Origin of the sequence: Prauserella oleivorans (assembly GCF_042685745.1) — a bacterium.
GTDB lineage: Bacteria > Actinomycetota > Actinomycetes > Mycobacteriales > Pseudonocardiaceae > Prauserella_A > Prauserella_A oleivorans.
Window position 1 is genome coordinate 3,955,900 of the sequence record NZ_JBHUNT010000001.1, and the last position, 22,414, is coordinate 3,978,313.

Annotated in this window: 25 protein-coding genes; 7 read left to right on the forward strand and 18 right to left on the reverse strand. The window is 71.1% G+C overall.

What is annotated here, in order from left to right; all coding sequences use genetic code 11:
* The gene (locus tag ACFSZT_RS19375) at window positions 1-903 is read left to right on the forward strand and encodes a 3-methyladenine DNA glycosylase (protein WP_377391043.1); all 903 of its coding nucleotides are present in this window, start codon (window positions 1-3) and stop codon (window positions 901-903) included.
* A gap of 86 nt (window positions 904-989) precedes the next feature.
* Window positions 990-1,931, forward strand: a complete 942-nt coding sequence (locus ACFSZT_RS19380) for a hypothetical protein (RefSeq protein ID WP_377391045.1) — start codon at window positions 990-992, stop codon at window positions 1,929-1,931.
* Here ACFSZT_RS19380 and ACFSZT_RS19385 read toward each other — a convergent pair.
* A complete protein-coding gene (locus ACFSZT_RS19385; RefSeq protein WP_377391046.1) occupies window positions 1,918-2,724 on the reverse strand; it encodes a helix-turn-helix domain-containing protein in 807 nt (268 codons plus the stop codon). The genes ACFSZT_RS19380 and ACFSZT_RS19385 overlap by 14 nt on opposite strands.
* A 165-nt stretch (window positions 2,725-2,889) precedes the next feature.
* On the opposite strand from ACFSZT_RS19385, the gene ACFSZT_RS19390 reads away from it, so the two are divergent.
* Window positions 2,890-3,372, forward strand: coding sequence for a nuclear transport factor 2 family protein (locus ACFSZT_RS19390; protein ID WP_377391048.1), 483 nt, complete (start codon window positions 2,890-2,892; stop codon window positions 3,370-3,372).
* On the opposite strand, the gene ACFSZT_RS19395 is transcribed toward ACFSZT_RS19390, so the two are convergent.
* Window positions 3,263-3,829, reverse strand: a complete 567-nt coding sequence (locus ACFSZT_RS19395) for a MerR family transcriptional regulator (RefSeq protein ID WP_377391050.1) — start codon at window positions 3,827-3,829, stop codon at window positions 3,263-3,265. The genes ACFSZT_RS19390 and ACFSZT_RS19395 overlap by 110 nt on opposite strands.
* A gap of 268 nt (window positions 3,830-4,097) precedes the next feature.
* On the opposite strand from ACFSZT_RS19395, the gene ACFSZT_RS19400 reads away from it, so the two are divergent.
* Window positions 4,098-4,742, forward strand: a complete 645-nt coding sequence (locus ACFSZT_RS19400) for a TetR/AcrR family transcriptional regulator (RefSeq protein WP_377391052.1) — start codon at window positions 4,098-4,100, stop codon at window positions 4,740-4,742.
* Between the two features lie 19 nt (window positions 4,743-4,761).
* On the opposite strand, the gene ACFSZT_RS19405 is transcribed toward ACFSZT_RS19400, so the two are convergent.
* The 8 genes from ACFSZT_RS19405 to ACFSZT_RS19440 all read right to left on the reverse strand — a co-directional run bounded on the left by ACFSZT_RS19405 (window position 4,762) and on the right by ACFSZT_RS19440 (window position 10,928).
* Window positions 4,762-5,235, reverse strand: coding sequence for a bifunctional nuclease family protein (locus tag ACFSZT_RS19405; protein ID WP_377391054.1), 474 nt, complete (start codon window positions 5,233-5,235; stop codon window positions 4,762-4,764).
* A 231-nt stretch (window positions 5,236-5,466) separates the two neighbouring features.
* Window positions 5,467-6,222 carry a transcriptional regulator FtsR gene (ftsR, locus tag ACFSZT_RS19410; protein WP_377391056.1) on the reverse strand — a complete coding sequence of 252 codons (756 nt, stop codon included), beginning with the start codon at window positions 6,220-6,222 and terminating at the stop codon, window positions 5,467-5,469.
* A complete protein-coding gene (garA, locus tag ACFSZT_RS19415) occupies window positions 6,219-6,683 on the reverse strand; it encodes a glycogen accumulation regulator GarA (RefSeq protein WP_377391058.1) in 465 nt (154 codons plus the stop codon). Before garA ends, ftsR begins: the two co-directional genes overlap by 4 nt.
* Before the next feature lie 93 nt (window positions 6,684-6,776).
* Window positions 6,777-7,160 carry a glycine cleavage system protein GcvH gene (gene gcvH, locus ACFSZT_RS19420; protein ID WP_377391060.1) on the reverse strand — a complete coding sequence of 128 codons (384 nt, stop codon included), beginning with the start codon at window positions 7,158-7,160 and terminating at the stop codon, window positions 6,777-6,779.
* A 60-nt stretch (window positions 7,161-7,220) separates the two neighbouring features.
* Window positions 7,221-7,757, reverse strand: coding sequence for a CDP-alcohol phosphatidyltransferase family protein (locus tag ACFSZT_RS19425; RefSeq protein ID WP_377391584.1), 537 nt, complete (start codon window positions 7,755-7,757; stop codon window positions 7,221-7,223).
* A 133-nt stretch (window positions 7,758-7,890) separates the two neighbouring features.
* Window positions 7,891-8,121 (reverse strand): hypothetical protein, encoded by a 231-nt coding sequence (locus tag ACFSZT_RS19430; RefSeq protein ID WP_377391062.1) that lies wholly within the window; start codon window positions 8,119-8,121, stop codon window positions 7,891-7,893.
* Window positions 8,122-8,347: 226 nt separating this feature from the next.
* Complete coding sequence (locus ACFSZT_RS19435) at window positions 8,348-10,060, reverse strand: AMP-binding protein (protein ID WP_377391064.1); 1,713 nt, start codon at window positions 10,058-10,060, stop codon at window positions 8,348-8,350.
* A 25-nt stretch (window positions 10,061-10,085) separates the two neighbouring features.
* Complete coding sequence (locus ACFSZT_RS19440; protein ID WP_377391066.1) at window positions 10,086-10,928, reverse strand: crotonase/enoyl-CoA hydratase family protein; 843 nt, start codon at window positions 10,926-10,928, stop codon at window positions 10,086-10,088.
* Window positions 10,929-10,984: 56 nt separating this feature from the next.
* Here ACFSZT_RS19440 and ACFSZT_RS19445 point away from each other — a divergent pair, with 56 nt between their 5' ends.
* Window positions 10,985-11,851, forward strand: coding sequence for an alpha/beta fold hydrolase (locus tag ACFSZT_RS19445; protein WP_377391068.1), 867 nt, complete (start codon window positions 10,985-10,987; stop codon window positions 11,849-11,851).
* On the opposite strand, the gene cobA is transcribed toward ACFSZT_RS19445, so the two are convergent.
* Both cobA and ACFSZT_RS19455 read right to left on the reverse strand, forming a co-directional pair.
* Complete coding sequence (gene cobA / locus ACFSZT_RS19450; protein WP_377391070.1) at window positions 11,839-13,059, reverse strand: uroporphyrinogen-III C-methyltransferase; 1,221 nt, start codon at window positions 13,057-13,059, stop codon at window positions 11,839-11,841. The two genes, ACFSZT_RS19445 and cobA, sit on opposite strands and share 13 nt — an antisense overlap.
* Window positions 13,060-13,096: 37 nt before the next feature.
* Window positions 13,097-13,498, reverse strand: coding sequence for an ankyrin repeat domain-containing protein (locus tag ACFSZT_RS19455; protein WP_377391072.1), 402 nt, complete (start codon window positions 13,496-13,498; stop codon window positions 13,097-13,099).
* Window positions 13,499-13,603: 105 nt separating this feature from the next.
* Here ACFSZT_RS19455 and mrf point away from each other — a divergent pair, with 105 nt between their 5' ends.
* Entirely contained in the window at window positions 13,604-14,857 is a 1,254-nt protein-coding gene (mrf, locus tag ACFSZT_RS19460; RefSeq protein WP_377391074.1) for a ribosome hibernation factor-recruiting GTPase MRF, read from the forward strand.
* A 64-nt stretch (window positions 14,858-14,921) separates the two neighbouring features.
* Here mrf and ACFSZT_RS19465 read toward each other — a convergent pair whose 3' ends face one another.
* The 4 genes from ACFSZT_RS19465 to ACFSZT_RS19480 form a co-directional block, all read right to left on the reverse strand.
* The gene (locus ACFSZT_RS19465; RefSeq protein ID WP_377391076.1) at window positions 14,922-16,364 is read right to left on the reverse strand and encodes a pyridoxal phosphate-dependent decarboxylase family protein; all 1,443 of its coding nucleotides are present in this window, start codon (window positions 16,362-16,364) and stop codon (window positions 14,922-14,924) included.
* Window positions 16,361-17,692, reverse strand: coding sequence for an MFS transporter (locus ACFSZT_RS19470; RefSeq protein WP_377391078.1), 1,332 nt, complete (start codon window positions 17,690-17,692; stop codon window positions 16,361-16,363). The genes ACFSZT_RS19465 and ACFSZT_RS19470 overlap by 4 nt, the downstream gene beginning before the upstream one ends.
* 71 nt (window positions 17,693-17,763) lie before the next feature.
* The gene (locus tag ACFSZT_RS19475) at window positions 17,764-18,783 is read right to left on the reverse strand and encodes an LLM class F420-dependent oxidoreductase (RefSeq protein WP_377391080.1); all 1,020 of its coding nucleotides are present in this window, start codon (window positions 18,781-18,783) and stop codon (window positions 17,764-17,766) included.
* Window positions 18,780-19,751 carry an oxygenase MpaB family protein gene (locus ACFSZT_RS19480; protein WP_377391082.1) on the reverse strand — a complete coding sequence of 324 codons (972 nt, stop codon included), beginning with the start codon at window positions 19,749-19,751 and terminating at the stop codon, window positions 18,780-18,782. Before ACFSZT_RS19480 ends, ACFSZT_RS19475 begins: the two co-directional genes overlap by 4 nt.
* A gap of 76 nt (window positions 19,752-19,827) precedes the next feature.
* On the opposite strand from ACFSZT_RS19480, the gene ACFSZT_RS19485 reads away from it, so the two are divergent.
* Window positions 19,828-20,436: a TetR/AcrR family transcriptional regulator gene (locus ACFSZT_RS19485; RefSeq protein WP_377391084.1), complete on the forward strand. Its 609-nt coding sequence runs from the start codon at window positions 19,828-19,830 to the stop codon at window positions 20,434-20,436.
* 8 nt (window positions 20,437-20,444) lie between these two features.
* Here the strand turns inward: ACFSZT_RS19485 and dmpG are convergent, their stop codons facing one another.
* Together dmpG and ACFSZT_RS19495 are read right to left on the reverse strand one after the other, a co-directional pair.
* The gene (dmpG, locus tag ACFSZT_RS19490; RefSeq protein ID WP_377391086.1) at window positions 20,445-21,476 is read right to left on the reverse strand and encodes a 4-hydroxy-2-oxovalerate aldolase; all 1,032 of its coding nucleotides are present in this window, start codon (window positions 21,474-21,476) and stop codon (window positions 20,445-20,447) included.
* Window positions 21,473-22,390 carry an acetaldehyde dehydrogenase (acetylating) gene (locus ACFSZT_RS19495; RefSeq protein WP_377391088.1) on the reverse strand — a complete coding sequence of 306 codons (918 nt, stop codon included), beginning with the start codon at window positions 22,388-22,390 and terminating at the stop codon, window positions 21,473-21,475. The genes dmpG and ACFSZT_RS19495 overlap by 4 nt, the downstream gene beginning before the upstream one ends.
* Between the last annotated feature and the right edge of the window lie 24 nt (window positions 22,391-22,414).

Sequence of the window (22,414 nt, forward strand, 5' to 3'; positions counted from 1 at the left end):
ATGCGGCTGACCGAAACCCAGTGGCGGGCACGAGCGGACGCGCACGCCGCGCGCATGCGCGTGTGGACGCTGCCACACCAGCGGCGCCGCTCCCGCGGCGAGAAGCACCCCGTGCTCGACTTCCTGTTCACCTACTACTCGCTGCCGCCGACGCATCTGGAACGCTGGCAGCCCGGCCCCGGTGTCGTCCTGGAAGGGCCCTCGGCACGCCGGTTCCTCGACCGTAAGGGCTACCACGAGGTGGACGGGGGCGTGGCGCTCGACCCGGCCGCGTTCACCGGCAAGCAGGCGCGGACGGCGCGCTACGTGCTGCGACTGCTGGAGGCGACGGCGTCCCGGGCACCGCGGCTGAGCTGCTTCGGACTGCACGAGTGGGCCATGGTGTACCGCCAGCCGCGGGACGAGATCCGCCACGCACAGTTACCCCTGCGGCTGGGCTCCGCCGGCACCGACGACGTCGTCGAGTCGCTCGACATCCGGTGCGGGCACTACGACGCGTTCCGGTTCTTCACCGCGCCCGCCCGTCCGCGCAACGCGCTGCAGCCGACGCGCGAGACGCAGCCCGAGCTCGACCAGCCGGGTTGCCTGCACGTCGGTATGGACCTGTACAAGTGGGCGTACAAGCTCGGCCCGTTCGTGCCGTCCGAGCTGCTCGGCGACTGTTTCGAGCTGGCGGCGGACATCCGCCTCCTCGACATGCGTGCCAGCCCGTACGATCTGTCGTCCCTGGGCCACAGTCCGGTCCGCATCGAGACGGCGGAGGGACGCGCCGAGTACGCCCGCGCGCAGGCGGCGTTCGCCCGCCGCGCCGCGCCGCTGCGGGAGCGGCTGATCGGCCTGTATCGCGAGCTGCTCGGCAGTGACCACCGTGCCGCGCGGGAAGTCGGATCGGGATCACACTGAACTCTCCCGCTCGCCTGTTAGAGTGGTAACGTTTTGGTCTCATACACAGAGCGTAGTCGACGCTCGACGCAGGCGAGAGGACACGCATGGGGCGGCACAGCAGGGTGGAGCACCCGGCTTCCGATCGGTCCGGCGCAGTGACGCCGGCCGCCGAGCGACCCGCCGTGGACGCGGCCACGATCCGCTTCCACAGCGTGCGTGGCCCGGCCGCCGAGCGTCGCGCCGGCGAGCGGACGTCGCCGCCGTCCCGCAGCACGGCGGGAGCCCGGGGCGGACACCGGACCACCCCGAGCACGCCCCCACGACCTGAGGGCCCGGCGTCCACAGGGCCACGGCGGGTGGCCGGCTCGGCCACCCGCCGCCGGCACGTCGAGTCCTCTCCCGAGCGGCCGGACGCACTCTCCTCGACCGGCAGCCAAGACGCCCTCACCGCGACCGGCAGCCACCGCGCCGTCGGCCGCAAGCCGAAGCGGCGCGTCGCGGCGTGGCCCATCGCCTGTCTGGTCCTCGTCGGCCTGCTCGTGGCCGGCTGGTTCGGCTGGAACTGGGCGGACGGCGTCGTCGCCAGCCGCGCGGAGGCCCAGGCGGCGGCGTGCGACGAGGGTGAGGCCACCTTGCGGGTGGCCGTCGCGCCCGCCGCCATGACGCCCGTGAGGCAGGCCGCGAAGACGTGGAACGACGCCAAGACCGTCGTGCACGGCCACTGCATCACCGTCGACCTCCGATCGGCACCATCCGAGCGGGTGCTCACGAGCCTCACCGGCGCGGGTGCCACCGGGGACGTCCCGGCCGCCTGGATCGCAGAGGACCCGTCGTGGATCGACAGGCTCCGTTCGCAGCAGGCCGACCGGATCGGTTCGACGCCCGAGACGCTCGCGCAGGGCCCGAAGGGCACCTTCACCTACGTCAGCCTTACCGGTGACGGTGTCGACGGCGTGCAGGAGCGCGCCGCCCAGTCGTTCCGGTCCTACCTGCTCGAACCGGCGCAGCGCCGCCACTTCACCGCGGCCGGCCTCATCGCGCACTGAGCGCGTCCGCCGTCGCCGCATCGGCGGGATAGAACGCCTCGATCGAGAGCTCGGACAGGGTCACGTCCAACGGCGTGCCGAACGTCGCAACCGTGCTGAAGAACGACAACTCGCGGCCGTCGCGGCGCAGGCGAAGCGGGAGGACCACATCTCCGGGGCCGGGCACCTCGATCTCCGGCTCCGGGTCCGCGCACGGGTAACCGCGGAGCTCCTCCAGCAGCCCCGCGAGTCCCGGATCCGCGGTGGCCGCCACCTCACGGCGCAGTCTGCCGAGCACGTGCGCCCGCCACTGCCCGAGGTTGGCGATGTGCGGCGCCATGCCGTCGGGATGCAGCGTCACGCGCAGCACGTTGACCGGCGGTTCCAGCAGCTCCGCCGCGACGGCCTCGACGAGCAGGCCGATCCCGTCGTTGCCGTCCACGAGATGCCAGCTCCGGTCGATCACCACGGCCGGGTACGGCTCGTGCGCCGCGAGGAGCCGCCGCACGGCGTCCCTGGCCGCGGCCAGTTCGCCACCGTCGAGCGGGCTGTGCGGGTACACCGGCGCGTAGCCGGCGGCGAGCAGCAGCCGGTTCCGCTCGCGCAGCGGCAGGTCGAGGTGCTCGCCGAGCCGCATCAGGAGATGCCTGCTCGGACTGGACCGCCCGGTCTCGACGAAACTCAGGTGGCGCGTCGAGACGTCCGCGGCCAGGCTCAGCTCCAGCTGGCTGATGCGGCGGCGTTCGCGCCACTGCCGGAGCAGCTCCCCCACCGGCTCGCGCGCCGCCGCCGTCACCGTGGTCACCGTCGTCATGAGAGATCACGCTACGGACCGCGCCGCCTCCCGGCCATGACGTGGCAGGTAATCGACGAGGCACGCCCGGGCCGCCAGTGTGGTCACCACGGTCGTTCACGACGGCCCGGCCGTATAGGTCGTTATACGGACTCTTACCGATTACCACCTCGGAGGAACGCACCCATGCCCGAGTTCACCACCCTGGCCGAGCGCTACCTGTCCATCTGGAACACCACGGACGCCGACACCCGGCAGAGCCTGGTGCGAGAGTTGTTCACCCCCGACGCCACCTACACCGACCCGCTGGGTTCGGTCCGGGGCTGGAGCGGCATCGACACCTTCATCGCCACCGCACAGGACCAGTTCGCCGGGCTGTCGTTCCGGCGCAGCGGCGCCGTCGACGGCCACCACGACATCGCACGATTCGGCTGGCATCTCGGGCCGGACGGGGAGCTGCCGATCGTGATGGGTTTCGACGTGATCGTCACCGCCGACGACCGCATTCGCGGCGTCTCCGGATTCCTCGACAAAGACCCCGGCCTGATCGACGGGCCGGTCAGCCGGTGCGGCGAGCCTTGCGGCGCTCGGACAACTCGTCCGGCACGGGCGTCTCGAGCTCGCCGCCGTCGGCACGCTCGGCGGGAAACTCGTGGATCGTTCCGGTGATCTCCTGCATGGCACCGCTGACGGCGATACCGAAAACCCCCTGGCCGCCCTGCAGTAAATCGACGATCTCCTCGGGCGAGGTGCACTCGTACACCGTGGTGCCGTCGGAGAACAACGTCACGCGCGCCAGGTCGCGCACTCCCCTGGCCCGTAGGTGCTCGACGGCCACCCGGATGTTCTGCAGGGAGACGCCGGTGTCGAGAAGGCGCTTGACGATCTTGAGGACGAGAATGTCCTTGAACGAGTAGAGACGCTGCGAGCCGGACCCGTGAGCGGTGCGGATACTCGGCGCCACCAGCTTCGTGCGTGCCCAGTAGTCGAGCTGCCGGTACGTGATGCCGGCAATCTGGCACGCTGCGGGACCGCGGTAGCCAACCAGCTCGTCCGGCAGCGACGCGTCGGGAAACAGCTCTCCCTGCTCGCCGTCGGCAGCCCTGATCGGGCTCTCGTCGACCACGCATGCCTCCTCTCGCCCGGCCGAAGCCGGCGAAACAAGACCGCCGGTCCGGGCCGGACCGACCGGTAGGAGAACCACGCCGGGCAGGCCACCCGCGGCCCGGTAATCACACCGGCGCGATTCATCGTTCCTTCGACGGTATGCCTGCCGAAGTGACCGGTCAACGCGACGCGCGGGGAGCACACGTCGATATCACGACTCGGCGGCGTCGGCACGCCGAAAACGGAGGAATCTTGCGGCATTTACTCAGGTAAGTTATTGTTTACTCATGCGAGTAAACACCAGAGACGAGTTCGGTGCGGGCACCGGGCTCACCGTGACCGAATCCGCCCGCCGGGCCCAGATCATCGCGGCCACCATCCGCACCCTGGCCGAGCTGGGCTACCAGAAGACGTCGTTCACGCGGATCGTCGAGCGCGCCGGGCTGAGCAGCACGCGGATGATCTCGTACCACTTCGGCACCAAGGACGACCTGATGCTCGCCACCGTCGGCGAGATCGTCGACCACCAGGACGCCTTCCTCGCCGAACGGCTCGGCAACGACACCGACCGCGCGAGCATGTTGCGTGCCTACATCACCTCGGAGGTCGCCTTTCTCGGCGCGTTCCCGCAGGAGGCGCGGGCGCTGTGGGAGATCGGGACCAACGCGCGCGACGCGGCCGGTACACCGTTGCTGGAGCACACCTGGAAGGCCATCACCGTCGGGCGACTACAGCGGCAGCTGATGCAGGGGCAACAGGAGGGCGCCTTCGGCACGTTCGACGTCGAGGTGATGGCGCTGGCGATCCGCCAGGCCATCGATGGGGTCGCCGGCAAGCTCGCTCGGCAACCGGAGCTGGACCTGGCCGCCTACGGCGAAGAACTGGCCAGACTGTTCGTGCGGGCAACCGCACCGGACCCGGCTCGGCGATAGCCGCGCCGTGCCTGTGGGACTAGGTGTCGGCGCCCCGGAAGTCCTCGGGAGAGACGGAGTCGAGGAACTCGCGGAACTTCTCGACTTCGTCCTCCTGCTCGTCGGGGATGATGAGCCCGGCTTCCTCGAGCACACCTTCCTCGGCGTGAATCGGCACACCCACCCGCAGAGCCAGGGCGACGGAGTCGCTGGGCCGCGCGGACACGCGGACATCACCATCGAACACGAGCTCGGCGAAGAACGTGCCCTCGCGAAGATCGGTGATGATGACCTGCTGGAGCTCCCGGCCGAGCGCGCCGATGACTTCCTTGAGCAGATCATGGGTCAACGGGCGGGCGGGACGGACACCCTGCTGCTCCAGCGCGATCGCGGTGGCCTCGACCGAGCCGATCCAGATCGGCAGATACCGCTCGCCTTCCGTCTCCCGCAGCAACAAGATCGGCTGGTTCGCGGGCAGCTCGACCCGGACGCCGACGACGCGCATCTCGCTCATCGGGCTTCGCCTCCCTCTCCTGCGCGCGGGCTGCAGCGCTCTGTTGAGGATCTCGCATCGACACTCTCGACGCTACCCGTCCTATGGGCGCTGTGCTCGCTACGAAGATCTGTAACTCGCTCGATTTTCGAGCCCTGCCACTAACCGTACGGCATCCCGGCGGCAACGTTGAGGGCTCACGACGGGGCTTAACCGCGGCGACACGTCGGTGGCCGCACAGCTCCGTCCGGATCAACCGCCCGTCATGCCGCGTATGCCCGCTTTGACCAACAGCGTGTGCAACGTGACGGACAGGGCCGCCAATTCCCGCACGAGCTCGTCGCCGCGTTCCCGGGCCCCGGCGTCGGGGTGCCGGTACACGGGCGCGGCGATCTGCTCCAGCAGCCCCACCTCCCGGTCGGCCGACGCACGGAAGGCGCGCAGGTGCCGCGGCTCGATTCCGAACTCGGTCATCGCCTTGACCGTCCGGGCGATCCGGACCGCGTCCGCGTCGTAGAAGCCGGCTGGACCGGGGCGGAGCAGTCCGTACTGCTGGAGCTCGCCCAGCATCGCGTCGTCGATACCCGCCTCGGCGACCAGTTGTTCCTGCGTCAGCCGGGTCTCGTGGGCGGTGACGAAGTCGTCCGCGGTCGGCATCGGCGACGAGCCGTCGTCGGCGTCCGCGCGGCCCAGCGGAACGAGCTTGCGCGGCAGGCGTGGCGACGACACACCGGGATCCGCGCCGCGATCGGCGGCGTCGAGCTGCTCCTTGATCACTTTGAGGGGCAGATAGTGATCCCGTTGTGCCGCCAGGACGAAGCGCAGCCGTTCGACGTCGGCGGCGGTGAACTGGCGGTAGCCGGACGGCGTGCGACCAGGCTGGACCAAGCCCTCGCTCTCGAGAAACCTGATCTTGGAGATCGTGACGTCGGGAAAGTCCTTGCGCAGTTGCGCCAGCACGGCCCCGATGCTCAACCCCTCACGCTGTGGCCGCCCGGCAGCCGTCACTGCGCCCCCTGACCTCCGTGCCCCGGGCCGGTCAGGAACACGAGGCGGAACTTGCCGATCTGCACCTCGTCGCCACCGGCGAGCACCGCCTGATCCACCGGCTCGCGGTTGACGTAGGTCCCGTTAAGGCTGCCCACGTCGATCACCACGAACGAACCGCCCTCGCGCCGGAACTCCGCGTGCCGCCGCGACACGGTGACGTCGTCGAGGAAGATGTCGCTGTCCGGGTGGCGGCCCGCGCTCGTGGTGTCACGATCGAGCAGGAACCGGGAGCCCGCGTTCGGGCCGCGCTTGACCACGAGCAACGCGGAGCCCGCAGGCAGCGCATCGACGCCGGCCTCCTGCGGCTCGACCGCCGGGGCCTCCTGACCCTCCGACTCCGACAGGAAGTCGGCCCGGAAAACGGAGGTCCGCTCCGGAGACTGCTCCGGGGGAACGCCGGGCCCGTCGTTCGTGCTCACCTGAGCTCTCCTTACGCACTGAAGTGTCGTCGTGAAAACGTGGTGTTGCCAACGTACCGTGCCGGACCGGTCGCGAGGTCCGGGGCTCCCCGATCAACCTTCGGTCAACCGCTGGTAGGCCTCGGCATCGAGCAGGCTCTCGACGCTGCCCGTGTCATCGAGTTTGATCTCGACGAGCCAGCCCTCTCCGTACGGGTCGCTGTTGATCAGCTCGGGCGTCTGCGTCACGGCCTCGTTGACCGCGACGATCTCGCCGTCCAGCGGAGCGAACACCTCGGACACGCTCTTGGTCGATTCGACCTCGCCGAACACGTCACCGGCGTCCAGCTGCCTGCCGACCTCGGGAAGATCGACGAACACGACGTCGCCGAGCTGGTCCTGGGCGTACTCGGTGATACCCACCCGCACCACCCCGCCCTCCCGCACGGCGACCCACTCGTGTTCCTCGGTGTAGCGCAGTTCCTCCGGAGTGGACAACTCCGTTCCCCTTTCCCGTTTCCGGCGCTCGCGTGGTGGTGCGCCATCTTCGCACAACGATCAGGTGCCGCGGCGGCGGGAAACGGCAATGACCGTCTGCGCGATGTAGAGCGCGCCGGACCAGAGGTAGAGGGCGCCGCCCCAGATGGTGAAGGCGTACGCGAACGGCCGCGCGATCTCGGCCGCGGTCGAGGCGCCCTGGGTCAGCAGGAGCAGCGGAAACGCGTACATGAGATTGAAGGTCGCGCCCTTGCCGACGTAGGTGACCTCGGGTGGCGCGAACCCGTTGCGGCGCAGCACCAGCAGTGCGACGCCGACGAGCAGCTCGCGACCCAGCAGCGCCGCGACTACCCACCAGGGCACGATCCCGCGGACCAGGAACGCCACGAGCGTGGCCGCGATGTAGAGCCGGTCGGCCGCCGGATCGAGCAGCTGACCGAGCCGGCTGGCCTGATCGAGCCATCGGGCGAGCTTGCCGTCGAGCCAGTCGGTCAGCGCGCTGAAGACCAGGACGGCAAGCGCCCAGCCGTCCTCCTCGGGACCGAGCAGCAACCACAGGAACACCGGCACGCCGGCCAGCCGCAGCAGGGACAGCATGTTCGGCACGGTCAGCGCCTGCCGGGCCAGTGATGGTTCGAGCGCAGCCGGGTCCGGCTGAACGTCGTCGCGCTCGCGGGGTCTTGCCGACTCGGTCACCCGCTCACCGTATCCGTTCGCCGGTGAACACCTGTCACGTGGAGCGCCGGAAACTCCAGCCACGACGGCGCAGGTCCTCCCCCGTCAACGCCTGCGGCCGGCCGTGCCGGTCGGTGCCCATCCAGCGCGGCCTGCCCGCGCCGCTCTCGAGGACGAAGGGCCTGCCCTGGCTCCACACCACGGTGCACGGCGTGGTGGGCGGGGTGTCCGCCGCGCGGTCGGTGCGGGCGGAACTGGACGCGTCGGGTGTGCTGTCGCTGCTCATCGCTCTCTGTACTCGTCTCCGGGTCGAAGGCCCTGGGTAGCCCGTCGGCGCGGCTCGAAACCTGCGGTCGGCCGCACTCACCTGGAGCATCGGCTCGCGGGCGCGATCCGTTAACTGTCAACGCGGATCTTCACCCGGGTGGTCACCCGCGAGCCGAGCACTCCAGGTCAACGACCGTCCAGAGTGGACGCAGCGACGAACGCCCGTCCGTCACGGAGCGTGATGGTCAGCTCTTCAGATTCGGGAAGTCCTCCTCCCGGAATTCCCCCGCGGGCCGTCCGTCGGCCGTCTCCTTCTCCTTGCCCCGCAGCTCGACGCGGCGGATCTTGCCGGAGATGGTCTTGGGCAGCTCGGCGAACTCCAGCCGGCGGATTCGCTTGTACGGAGCCAGATTCTCCCGGCAGAAGGCGAGAATGCTCTCCGCCGTCGCCGCGTCGGGCTGGTGGCCGGCCGCGAGCACCACGTAGGCCTTGGGCACCGCGAGCCGGATCGGGTCCGGCGCGGGCACCACGGCGGCCTCCGCGACGGCCTCGTGCTCCAGCAGGACACTTTCGAGCTCGAACGGCGAGATCCGGTAGTCCGAGGCCTTGAAGACGTCGTCGGTGCGGCCGACGTAGGTGATGTAGCCGTCCTCGTCGATCGACCCGACGTCGCCCGTGTGGTAGTAGCCGTTCGCGAACGCGGTCGCCGTGCGTTCCTCGTCGTCCGCGTAGCCGACCATGAGGCCGGCCGGTCGCCGCGACAGGTCGAGGCAGATCTCGCCCTCGCTCGCGCGCTCCCCCGTGACCGGGTCGACGAGCACGACCGAGAAGCCCGGCACGGCGCGGCCCATCGAGCCGGGCTTGACCCGCTGACCGGGCGTGTTCGCGATCTGCACGCTCGTCTCGGTCTGCCCGAAGCCGTCGCGGATGGTGACCCCCCAGGCCTTGCGAACCTGCTCGATCACCTCGGGGTTCAACGGCTCCCCCGCGCCCACGACCTTCGTCGGCGGCGTAGGCAGCGCGGTGAGGTCTGCCTGGATGAGCATGCGCCACACGGTCGGTGGCGCGCAGAAGCTCGTGATGCCGCACCGCTGCATCTGGCTCATCAGCGCGGCGGGGTCGAACCGCGTGTAGTTGTAGAGAAACACCGTGGCCTCGGCGTTCCACGGCGCGAACACGTTGCTCCACGCGTGCTTGGCCCAGCCCGGCGAGGAGATGTTGAGGTGCACGTCGCCGGGTTCGAGGCCGATCCAGTACATCGTGGACAGGTGCCCGACCGGGTAGGACACATGCGTGTGCTGCACGAGTTTCGGCTTCGCCGTGGTGCCGGAGGTGAAGTACAGCAGCAGCGGATCGGTCGCGGCCGTGGGGCCGTCGGCGCTGAAATCGGCGTCGGCGGCGTAGGCGTCGGCGTAGGGCAGCCAGCCCTCGACCGGCTCGCCCACCGCGATGCGCGTGTAGTCACCGGGCACGTCGGCGAACTTCTCCGCGTCGGCCGAGCGGATCACGACATGCTTCGCCGCGCCGCGGTCGACCCGGTCGCGCAGGTCCGCGGGACCGAGCAGGGTCGACGCGGGAATGATCACCGCGCCGAGCTTGATCGCCGCCAGGATGGTCTCCCACAGTTCCACCTGGTTGCCCAGCATCAGGATGAGCCGGTCGCCGCGCCGGACGCCGCGCGCCCGCAGCCAGTTGGCGACCTGGTTGGAGCGGGCGGACATCTCCGGGTAGGTCCAGCGGCCCTCCGAGCCGTCCTCCTCCACGATCCACAATGCGTACCGCTCGGCGTTGGCCGGATCGGCGGCGACGCGGTCGAACCAGTCCAGCGCCCAGTTGAACTCGGTGAACTCCGGCCACGCGAAGTTCGCATACGCGGTGTCGTAGTCCTCGCGGTGCGCGACAAGGAAGTCGCGCGCCTCGCGGAAGGCCTGGTGTGCCGCCGCAGCGTCGTTGCTCACGATGTCGTTCTCCTTGCTCGCCGCTCTACTCGCCGGTGAAGCGGGGCTGCCGCTTCTCCAGGAACGCTTGTACCGCCTCGCCGAGGTCCTTGCTGGGCAGGAACGCCGCGTTCCACGCCGAGACGTACCGCAGGCCGGCCTCGACCTGCTGCTCGGTGTTGACGGACAGTACGTCCTTGATCCCCTGCACCACCAGTGGTGGGTTGGCCGCCATCTCGCCGGCCAGCTCGCGGGCGGCCGTGAGCACCGCGTCGCGATCCGGGTACACGTCGTTGACCAGGCCGATCTTCTCGGCACGCGCCGCGTCGATGTCACGACCGGTCAGGGCGAGCTCGCGCAGGTGCCCCTCGCCGATGATGGTGGCCAGCCGCTGCAGGCTGCCGATATCGGCGACGATGGCGACCTTCACCTCACGCACGCTGAACGTCGCGTCGGCGCTGGCGAGGCGGACATCGACGGCGCTGATCAGGTCGACCCCGCCGCCGATGCACCAGCCGGACACCGCAGCGATCACCGGGGTGCGGCAGCGGGCCACGGCGGTGACCGAGTCCTGCATGCGGCGGATCTCGGCGAGGAACCGCATCCGCGGCCCGGCCTGTGCGTCACCGGCGAGGAAGTCGGCCCAGCCCGGCAGCATCGCGTTGAGGTCGAGACCGTAGGAGAAGTGCTCGCCGCTGCCGGTGAGCACGATCGCGCGCACCTCGGGGTCGGCGTCGAGCGCGCGGAAGATCAGCGGCAGCTCCCGCCAGAAGTCGGGGCCCATCGCGTTGCCCTTCGCGGGGCCGAGCAAGGTCACCTCGGCGACGTGCCCGCTGCGGCGCACGTCGAAGGCGACCGGATTCTCGGGAATCTCAGGCGCGTCGTTCATGAACGTCATCCTGTCGTACGCCGTTGACGGGCTGCCAGCCGCGTTAGCCTGGGATCATGAGCAGCCTCCCCGAGCTCGAGGAGACGCCGGCCCCGCGTCCGGTCGCTCCGGCACACGCGATCGAGCTGGCGGGCTCGTTCCAGTTCGGCGGGCACCGGCTGGCCTACACCGAGTTCGGGGCGGGCGACGCCGTGGTGGTGCTGACCCACGGCATCCTGTTCACCCGGCGCATGCACGCCCCGCTCGCGCGGGCGCTGGCCAGCGAGGGATTCCGGGTCGTGACGCTCGACCTTCTGGGGCACGGCGACTCCGACCGCCCCACCGAGTCGTGGCTGTACTCGATGCCCGCCTTCGCGGAGCAGACCGTGGCGCTCCTCGATCACCTGGGTGTCGACCGGGCCGTCGTCGGGGGTACGTCGCTGGGTGCGAACGTGACGCTCGAGGTCGCCGTCACCGCGCCCGACCGGGTACGCGGCCTCATCGTGGAGATGCCGGTGCTCGACAACGCGCTCGTGGGTGGGCTGCTCACGTTCGGCTCGCTGTTGTTCGCGGCCCGGTTCGTGCCGTTGTCGGTCCGGCTGGTCGGGGCGCTCGCCCGGCTGGTGCCGCACGGCAACCAGTGGGTGGACGTCGTCACCGACACGCTGGACCAGCGCCCCGCGTCGCTGGCCGCGCTGCTGCACGGCGTGTTCTTCGGCCGGATCGCGCCGCCGAAGTCGGTGCGGAGCGAGATCCGGCTGCCCGCGCTCGTGATCGGTCACCAGCGTGACCCGATCCACCCCTTCGGCGACGCCGACACACTGGCCGCCGACCTGCCCGAGGCGGAGTTCCTGCACGCGCGCAGCCCCGTGGAGCTGCGGCTGGACCCGGCGCGGCTGACCGACGCGATCACCGCGTTCGTCCGGCGTCGTTACGAGGGCTGACCGAGCTCGGCGACCGGGCCGATCACGGTGACCGCGGGCGGACGGATGCCCTGGGCCGCGGCGTCCGCGCCCACCTTCTTGAGCGTGGACCGCAGCACCTTCTGGGTGGGCATGGTGCCCTCCTGGATCATGGCGACCGGTGTGTCGTCCGGGCGCCCCGCGGCCATCAGCGCCTCGGCGAACTTCTCGATGCGCTCGACGCCCATCATCAGCACGATGGTGCCCTTCAGGCGGCCGAGCGCGTCCCAGTCCACGAGTGACTGGTCGTGCCCCGGCGGGACGTGCCCGGACACGACGACCACCTCGTGCGCCACGCCGCGGTGGGTCACCGGCACGTCGGCGACGGCGGGCACGGCGAACGCGCTGGTGATCCCGGGGACCACGGTCACGGGCACCCCAGCCTCGGCACAGGCGAGCACCTCCTCGAACCCGCGCCCGAACACGTACGGATCTCCGCCCTTGAGCCGGACGACGAACTTGCCCGCCCGGGCGTTGTCGATGAGCGCGCGGTTGATGACCTCCTGGCTCGCGGCGCGGCCGTACGGGATCTTGGCGGCGTCGACCACTTCGACGTGCGGGGCGAGTTCGTCGAGCAGGTCCCGCGGGGCGAGCCGGTCCACCACGACCACGTCGGCGCGCGCGAGCAGCCTGCGGCCACGCACGGTGATCAGCTCCGGGTCGCCAGGCCCGCCGCCGACCAGCGCGACGCCGGCAGTGGCCTGCTCGACGTCGTCTCCCGGATCCTCCACCGTGCCCGCCCGCAGCGCGTGGAGCAGGTTGTCGCGCACGGCGGCCGATCGGCGGTGGGTGCCCCCGGAGAGCACGCCCACGAGGAGGCCGTCGTGCTCACCCACGGCCGGGGTGACCGCGCTGCCCTGGAGCCCCGCGTCGGCGCGGACGCAGAAGACCCGGCGCCGCTCGGCCTCGGCGCAGACCGCCGCGTTCACCTCGGGGTCGTCCGTGCACGCCAGCGCATACCAGGCGGCGTCGAGGTCACCGTCGCGGTACGGCCGCTGCCGCCAGGTGATCTCCCCCGCGTCGGCCATGGCGCTCACCGACGGTGTGGTGTCCGGCGAGATCACCTCGACCACCGCACCGGCTCGGACCAGCCGGGGAAGCCGCCGCTGCGCGACCGTGCCACCGCCCACGACGACGACCCGGCGTCCCGCGAGGTCGAGACCGGCCAGGTAGTGCTGCTCCTCCACCATGAGGCAAGCATGCCGCCAGCCGATCGTGGCCGTGCGGTCAGGGTTGCAGCAGCGCGAGCATCTCCTCGTTGCCGAACATCCGCGCGGTCTCGATCGCCGACGGCTGCCCGGCATGCGGGTCCGCACCGCCCGCGAGCAGGGCTTTCACCACCTCGGGCTCCGCTTTGAACACGGCACCGGCGAGCGGGCTCTGGCCGCGGTCGTTGAGCCGGTTCGGGTCGGCACCGCGCCGCAGCAGCGCTGTCACGGTCCCGGCGTGACCGTGATACGCGGCCAACATCACAAGGGTGTCGCCCTTGTCGTTGGTGAGATTGACCGGGACGCCGGCGTCGACGTACGCGCCGAGGCGGTCGGTGTCCCCGTCGCGGGCGAAGTCGAACACGCGGGCCGCCAGCTCGAGCAGCTCGGGATCGGGCTGTCCGGGATCCGTCTCGCTCATGCCTCCAGCGTCCCACAACGTGGCCGGGCTCGGCCGGTCGTCGCGGTCGCGGTCGCGGTCGCGGTCCGGATAGTATTGATAATCGTTTTCATCTAGGATTCGGTCGTGACCGATTCGCAGCGTGTACCCCTCGTCCTGGTCGGCGGCCTGGCCGACGTTCCGGTGCGGCTGGTCGCCGACCGGCTGTGCGGCACCGACCGCGCGACCGCCTACGTCCACCACGACCTGCGCCGCATCGACGACGGCGTGGTGCGCCGCCACATCAGGCTGGGTGCGTGCGAGCACCTGGCCACGCTCCAGCTCGCCCACGGCTGCGTCTCGTGCACGCTGCGGGAAGACCTGCTGCCGCTGCTCCGCGGGCTCGCCCGGCAGCCCGAGGTGCGGCGCATCGTGGTCCGCCTGGACGCGGCGATGGCACCCGAGCGGGTGTGCCGGGAGCTGCACAACGGCGTCGTGGACGACGTGCCCGTGCTCGACGACATGGAGATCGAGGCCGTCGTGACCGCGCTCGACCAGTCGACCTGGTTCGCCGCCGCCACCGGCGACGACTCCCTGCGCGAACACGGCCTGCACGGCGGCCCGGACGACGACCGCACGCTCGCCCAGCTCGCCGTGGCCCAGGTGGAGTTCGCCGACGTGGTCGTGCTGGCGGGCACGGCCCCGGACGCCTGGACGGCCGCCAGGACCGGCGCCGTCCTGGAACGGCTCGCCCCGTCGGCTGCGCTGCTCGAGCTGTCCGGCGTGGACGCCGAGTCCGTCCGTGCCGCCGCGCCACCGGACTCGCCGCATGGGCTGCCCCGCGACCCGCACGGCTGGCTGGTCCAGGGCGAGCCGCCGCTGCAGCCGGACTGCGGCGTGGAGCTGCTGACGTTCGAGGCGCAGCGCCCGTTCCACCCGCTGCGGCTGCACGAGGCCATCGACGTGCTGCTCGACGGGGTCGTGCGCACGCGAGGCCGGGCGTGGGTGGCGAGCAGACCGGACGAGATGTTCTGGATCGAGTCGGCGGGTGGCGGACTCGGCATCCGGCACGCCGGGCCGTGGCTGGCCTCGCCGCACGGGCCCGCGTGGGAGGACGTCTCGGCGGAACGCCGGACGGTGGCCGCGCTGCGCTGGCACCCGGTGTGGGGCGACCGCGCGCAGGAGCTCGTCATCCTGACCCACCGAGCCGACCCGGCCGAGCTGGAGCAGGCGCTGCGACACGCGTTGCTGACCGACCGGGAACTCGCGGACGGGCGCGAGGCGTGGGCGCGCTATCCCGATCCCTTCGGCACCTGGCACACCGACCCGTGCGACGACGCGGGCAGTGCCGCCGAGCGCGAGGCCCTGGACGTACCCGCACGACCCGACGAACTCCCCTAGCGATCATCGATCGGTGACGCCACCACGCTGGTCCCCGGCACTCGGGCCGGGCACACCGGGCGCGTCACGCGCCTGCCGAGGGCCGGTACAGCAGGCCGAGGAACTCCAGCAGCAGGCGCTCACGCAGCCGCGCCGGTGCCACGGCGAGGAGGGCGTTGATCTCCGCCATCCGGGACGGCAGCCCACCGTCGCCGGCGAGGCGCGCCGCGGCGAGCAGGCCGGCGAACTCCTCCGCTGTCAGCCTGTCCGGGTCGAGAGCGGCGAGCAGCGCCTCGACGCCGGCGTCCACCTCGACGGGCCCGGCGTCGCGGGCGGCGGCGACGGCGGCCTCGAGGGCGGCCAGCAGCGCCGGTTCGTTCCCGCGGTTGGCGGCAGTGATCGTCAGGTGCAGGTTGGCGGGCGAGTCACCGTGGGCGAACTGCGGCTGGACGTACCACCCGCGCTCGGCCATCTCGTCGGCGACGGTGAACAGGTCGAACCCGGGCTCGCCGTCGAGCGCCACCGCCAGCAGGGTCGACTGCGGCTCGCCGAGCACCCGCAGGCCGTCGATCACCTCCACGCCGTCGCGGATCCACGCGGTGGCGGCGCGCGCGTCGAGGGCGAGGCGGGCGTAGCCGTCGTCCCCGATGTGCCGCAGCACCGCCCACGCCGCCGCGAGCGGACCGCCGGAGCGCGTGGACTGCAGCGTGGTGTTGAGCATCGGGTAGCCGGGCCAGTCGGCGCTCGCGAAGTACTGGCCACGGCGCAGGTCCGGGCCGGCGTGCAGCAGCACCGACACGCCCTTCGGACAGTACGCGTACTTGTGCAGGTCCACCGAGATGCTCGTGACCCCCGCGACGGTGAAATCGAACGCGGGTACGTCCGCACCGGCCCGCCTCAGGTAGGGCAGCACCCAGCCGCCGATGCACGCGTCGACGTGCAGCCGCACGCCCCGCTCGGCGGCGGCCACTGCGATCTCGGGCACCGGGTCGACGACGCCGTGCGCGTACGACGGCGCGCCCGCCACCACCAGCACGGTGGTGTCGTCGATGGCCTCCGCCATGGCCCGCGGGTCGGCCCGGAACGTCACCGGATCGACCGGTACGTCCACCGCGCGCACGCCGAACAGATGTGCGGCCTTACGGAACGCCGCGTGCGCGGTGGTCGGAACCACCATGGACGGTTCGGCGATCTCCCGGCGCCCCTCGCGCGCGGCGAGCACGGCCAGCAGGCAGGATTCCGTCCCGCCGGAGGTGACCGACCCGGCCGTGCCGGCGTCCCCGCCGAGCAGGCGCGCGGCTGCGCCGACGAGGTCGTTCTCCATCCGCAGCAGGCTGGGGAACGCGGTGGGGTCGAGCCCGTTGGCCGACGCGGCCAGCGCGTGGGCGCGGGCGGCCAGGGTGTCCACATCGGGCAGTCCGCTGTCGTAGACGTAGGCGAGTGTGCGGCCACCCTGTGTGGGCAGGTCCGCCTCGCGCAGCGCGGCCAGTTCGGCGAGGACGGCGTCCGCCGGTGTCCCGGCGGTCATCGGGCGGCGGGCGCCGCGTCCGCGGGCCGTCCGGTGTCGAGGACGCTGCGCCGAAGCAGGGGGATGGCCAGCGCGATGAGCACGGCGGGCAACGCCGAGAAGCCGAGCGTGATGGCCGTGACGGCACTGTCGGGTTGCGTGGCCGACGAGTCCGAACTGGACACGTATCCGCCCGCGGAGAGCACGAGACCGAACAGTCCCGGGCCCAGCGCGAGGCCGAGCGTCTCGGCCGCCGTCCACACTCCCGCGGTGACCCCCGCTCGCGTGGCGCCGGTGCGCTCCTCCTCCGCCGTGATCAGGTCGGGCAGGATCGCCAGCGGGAACACCTGGATACCGGCGTAGCCGACGCCGGCGAGCGCGACGAGCACGAACACCACCGCCAGCGGCAGTGCCTGGGCGAAAGCGAGCCCGGCGAGTGCGACGGCGAACACCGCCGAGGCGACACGGAATCCGGCGAGCTTGCCACCGGTCCGGCCGAGCCGGTCCCACACCGGCATCACGAGCAGCGCGGGGCCGACGAACCCGGCGAAGAGCAGCGATTGCAGACCCGGGTCGCCGAGGACGTAGCGGGCCACGTACCCGACCCCGGCCAGCAACGTCGCGGCGCCGAGCGCCTGGACGAAGTAGACGGCCAGCAGCCAGCGGAACGACCGCCACTCACGCATGGTCCGCAGCAGCGCCCGCCAGGTCGGCGTCGGCTGCCGCAACCGGCCGACCGGGGCGCCGCGGATGCCGACGTAGACGCACACGGTGCCGACCGCGATGAGCGCCCCGACGAACAGGCCCATCATCCGGTATCCGGCCACGCCGCCCAGCGCGTTCGCGATCGCGGGAGCCACGGCCCCCGAGACGAGAATCGCCAGTGCCAGCACGGAGATCCGCCACGATGTGAGGCGCGTGCGTTCGTGGTATCCCTCGGTGAGCTCGGCGGGCAGCGCGTTGAACGGCACCTGGAAGAACGCGAAAGCCGTGGCGCACAGGAAGAACACGACCACGACGTAGGCCGCGTCGGCACCCACCGACCCCAGTCCTGGATGGGCGAACAGGCCCGCGAAGCACACCGCGAGCACCAGACCACCCAGCAGCAGGAACCGCCGCCTGCTGCCGTGCCGGGCGAGCGCGCTGTCGGAGATGCGCCCGGCGACCGGGTTGAACAGCACGTCCCACGCCTTCGGCAACAGCACGATGGCACCCGCCGCGGCGGCGGGGACGGCCATCGTGTCGGTCAGATACGGCAGCAACAGCAGGCCGGGCACCGTGCCGAACGCACCGGTGACGAACGACCCGAGCGAGTAACCGAGACGTGTCCTCGTCCCCAGCGCCGACATGGCCCTCCTCGGATGATGCGGGTGGGGGAATCGTGTCACCCCCACCGGCATCCGCCCGAGGCGACCCGCCGTCAGGAGAGCGCGTCGGCGACCTTGCGCAACGTCGCGGCGTCGCCGCGGACGAGCAGCGTGGTCACCACGGTCTCCTCCCACGCCGCGAGCTCGTCTCGGATCTTCTCCGGCGGGCCGATGAGGGAGGTGTCCTCCACCAGTTGCGTCGGGATGGCGGCAGTGGCCTCGTCCTTGCGGCCGGCCAGATAGAGGTCCTGGACCTTGTCGGCGACGTCCGCATAGCCCATGCGCGCGAAGACGTCGTGATGGAAGTTCATGTTCTTGGCGCCCATGCCGCCGATGTAGAGAGCCAGCGACGGCCGGATGAGGTCCGCCGCCTGCTCGACGTCGTCGTGGACGATCACCCGCACCGACGCCGCCACCTCGAACTCGGCCGGACGTCCGGACCTGCGGGCGAAGCCCTCCTCGAGGGCGGCCCGGTAGAACCCGTCGCTCTTCGGCGAGAAGAACAGCGGCAGCCAGCCGTCGCAGATCTCGGCCGAGAGTGCCACGTTCTTCGGCCCCTCCGCGGCGAGGTAGATGGGAATGTGCCGGCGCAGGGGGTGCACGGTCGGCTTGAGGGGCTTGCCGAGACCGGTGCCGCCCTGCACCGGCAACTGGTAGAACGCCCCGTCATGGGTCACGGGCGCGTCCCGCGCCACGACCTTGCGGATGATGTCGACGTACTCGCGGGTGCGGGCGAGCGGCTTCGGGTAGGGCTGGCCGTACCAGCCCTCGACCACCTGTGGTCCGGAGGCGCCGAGGCCGAGCACGAACCGGCCGCCGCTGAGGTGGTCCAAGGTCAGCGCCGCCATGGCGGTGGCGGTGGGCGTACGGGCCGACATCTGGACGATGTTGGTGCCCAGTGTGACCCGGGACGTGGCGGCGCCCCACCACGCGAGCGGCGTCAGGGCGTCCGAACCGTACCCTTCGGCTGTCCACACCGAGTCGAACCCGAGCTCCTCCGCCGTCCGGATGGCGTCCAGCGCGCCGGCGGGCGGGCCGGAGGACCAATACCCGATGTGGTAACCGAGTTTCACGTCGCAGTCTCCTTCGACCTCTGCGTGCTGCCGGACGGCATCGTCCGCAGCGCGGCGGGAACGTAGTGCGTCGGCGAGTCGAGCTCGTCGGCGGGCGGCAGGTTCCGCGGCGGCGTCTCGACGGGCGGGGCGTCCACCGGATCCTTGCCCAGCGCTCGCCGCCAGCCCGCCCTGGCCCTCGGATGGTAACGCCGTTCCCACGGCACCAGACTGAACGCGGCGTTGAGCACGCGGCCGGCGAACCGGTGCAGCCGCGCGTCGCGCGCCGTCCAGCGGTAGCCGAGCCGGTCGCGGACCGGCTGGTCGTACATGCCGACGGTGAGCCACACGAAACCCCGGTGCAGCGGGCGGCGCAGCAGCGCCCACACCGCGTCGGGCAGGAAACGCAGGAACGGCGGCTTGCCGATGCGGGAGAGGTCCAGCACGTCGCGGGTCGCCTTGTTGTCCTCCAGCACGTCCCGGCACATGTGGTCCCAGTAGCGCTGGAACTCCTCCCACGTCGCGGGGACCGGCCGCATGGACATGTCGTACAGGCGGTACCAGCGCACGTGCTCGTCGAAGAGCCGGCGCTTCTCCTCCTCGGTGAGCCCGCCCATGAAGTGCTTCGCGATCAGCAGCGTGCTGACGAAGAAGGTGGCGTGCGCCCAGTAGAAGGTGTGCGGGTTGAGCGCGTGGTAGCGGCGGCCGGACGTATCGACGCCCTTGATCGTGGTGTGGTAGCCGCGGACCTCCAGGGCCGTCTCGCGGGCCCTCGGGCCGTCGTAGACCACGCCGCCGATCGGGTAGAGCGAGCGGAACAGACGCTCCCAGCGTTCGTCGAAGAACCTGGAGTGCTCCTCGACGCCCGCGCCGAGCTCCGGGTGCATGTTCTGCATGGATCCCGCCCAGAGCGCGATGAGCAGTCCGCGCCAGTCGCCGAAGATGCGCCACGTCAACGAGTCGGGACCGAGCGGCTCCACCTGTGTCATCGTCAACACCCCAAAGTGACTACGGCCGTTGTCAGGCTACGATTGACAACGTTCGTAGTCAATCAGGGGATCCGACATGCCTGTCGAGGGGCGCACGTGGGCGGGCACCACGCTGTCCGACCGCAAGGCCGCGCGCCGACGCCAGTTGCTGGAGGCCGGCCTGGACCTGCTGGGTTCGGGCGGGAGCAGCTCGGTGAGCGTGCGGGCGGTGTGCCGGCAGTGCAAGCTCACCGAGCGCTACTTCTACGAGAACTTCGCCGACCGCGACGAGCTCATCATCGCCGTGTACGAGAACGTGGTCACCGAGGCGCATCAGGCGCTGGTGGACGCCGTGTCCACCGCTCCCCGCGAGCGCCGGGCCCGGGCCGAGGCCGCGGTGACGGCCTTCGTCGAGCTCATCATCGACGACCCGCGCAAGGGCCGCGTGCTGCTGCTCGCCCCGTTCGCCGATCCGGCATTGAGCCGGCGCGGCGTCGAGCGGATCCCCATGTTCGCCGAACTCGTCCGCGACCAGCTGTCGGACAAGGTCGACGAGGACGACCGCGCCATGACCGCGACCGCCCTCGTCGGCGGCCTCGCCAACCTGTTCACCGCCTACCTCGGCGGCACGCTTCAGGTGAGCCGCGAGCGGCTCATCGCCCACTGCGTCCGGCTCGTGCTGGGTGTCGACGCGCTCCATTCCTGACCCCGCCGTCAGCCGGCCGCGCCTTCCTTCTCCCGCTCCGCGACCAGTTGCAGGGCGATGTCGATGATCATGTCCTCCTGACCGCCGACGTAGCGCTTCTCCCCCACCCGGTAGAGGATCTCGTGCGCCGGGACACCGTAGCGCTCGGCGGCCCGCTCGGCATGCAGCAGGAAACTGGAGTAGACCCCGGCGAAGCCCTGCACGATCGACGACCGGTCCATCACGGGCAGCCGCGTGATGTAGGGCCGCACCACGTTCTCCGCGGCGTCCATCAGGATGTCCTTGTCCACTCCGGTCTCGATGCCGAGCCGTTCGAAGGCGGCCGCGAGCACCTCGGTCGGGGAATTGCCCGCGCCCGCGCCGAGCGCCATCAGCGAACCGTCGATCTGGCGAGCACCCGCCCGGTAGGCCAGCACCGAGTTGGCGACGCCGAAGCTGAGGTTCTGGTGGCCGTGGTACCCGACCTGGGCCTCGCCGCCGACCTCCGCGACGAGCGCGGCGACACGGTCGGAGGCGTCCTCGAGGATCAGCGCCCCCGCCGAGTCGACGACGTACACGCACTGGCATCCGGCGTCGACCATGATGCGCGCCTGCTTGGCGAGGTTCTCGGGATCCGACATGTGCGCCAGCATCAGGAAACCGACGGTTTCCAGGCCGAGCTTGCGTGCCTCGGTGAAGTGCTGGATGGAGACGTCGGCCTCGGTGCAGTGGGTGGCGATGCGCACCGCCCCCGCGCCGAGATCGGCGGCGGCCTTCATGTCGCTCACGGTGCCCAGACCGGGCAGCAGCAGGACCGCGATGGTGGCCTGTTTCGCCTCCTCGACCGCGGCCTTGATCAGCGTGCGCTCGTCGACGAGGGAGAACCCGTAGTTGAACGTCGAACCCCCGAGCCCGTCGCCGTGGGTCACCTCGATCAGCGAGATGCCCGCCGCGTCGAGCGCCCGGACGGTGTCGCGCACGTTCTGCTCGGTGAACTGGTGGGCCATGGCGTGACTGCCGTCGCGCAGCGTTGTGTCCACCAGCCGGACCTCCCCGCTCATGCGCGCACCACCTTCCGCTCCACGATCCGCCCGGCGAGCAACTCGCCCACCTTCGCGGCGGCCGCGGTCATGATGTCGAGGTTGCCGGCATAGGCGGGGAGGTAGTCGCCGTTACCGGCGACCTCGAGGAACACGGCCACCCGGGCGCACCCGTTCCACTCCGGCCTCGGCTCGTCGAACTGGGGTTCCGCCTTGAGCGCATATCCGGGCACATAGGACTGTACACTTCGGACCATCCGGTGGATGGACTCCGTGACGGCATCCCGGTCGGCGGCCGGGTCGATCGCGCAGAACACGGTGTCCCGCATGATCATCGGCGGCTCCATCGGGTTGATGATGATGATCGCCTTGCCCCGCTCGGCGCCGCCGACCACCTCGAGGCCGCGCGCCGTCGTCTGGGTGAACTCGTCGATGTTCGCGCGGGTGCCCGGGCCCGCCGAGCGGGAGGACACCGAGGCGACGATCTCCGCGTACGGCACCGGGGTCACCCGGCTCACCGCGTGCACGATCGGGATCGTCGCCTGCCCGCCGCAGGTGATCATGTTGAGGTTGGGCGTGTCGAGGTGCTCGGGCAGGTTCACCACCGGGCAGGTGAACGGACCGACCGCCGCCGGGGTGAGGTCGATCGCCTGGATCCCGGCTTCGGCGTAGCGCGGCGCGCCTGCGAGGTGCGCTTTCGCCGACGTCGCCTCGAACACGAGATCGGGTTTGTCGTCCTGCGCGAGCAGCCAGTCGACGCCCTCCGCGGACGTGCGCACCCCCAGTGCCTCGGCGCGCGCCAGGCCCTCCGAGGCCGGGTCGACGCCGACCATGTAGCGCACGTCGATCAGCTCGCTGCGGCGCAGCTTGGCGAGCAGGTCCGTGCCGATGTTTCCGGGGCCGACGATCGCGGCCACCGCTCGGGCTTCGCTCATGCCATGACGCTGCGCCACCGCGTG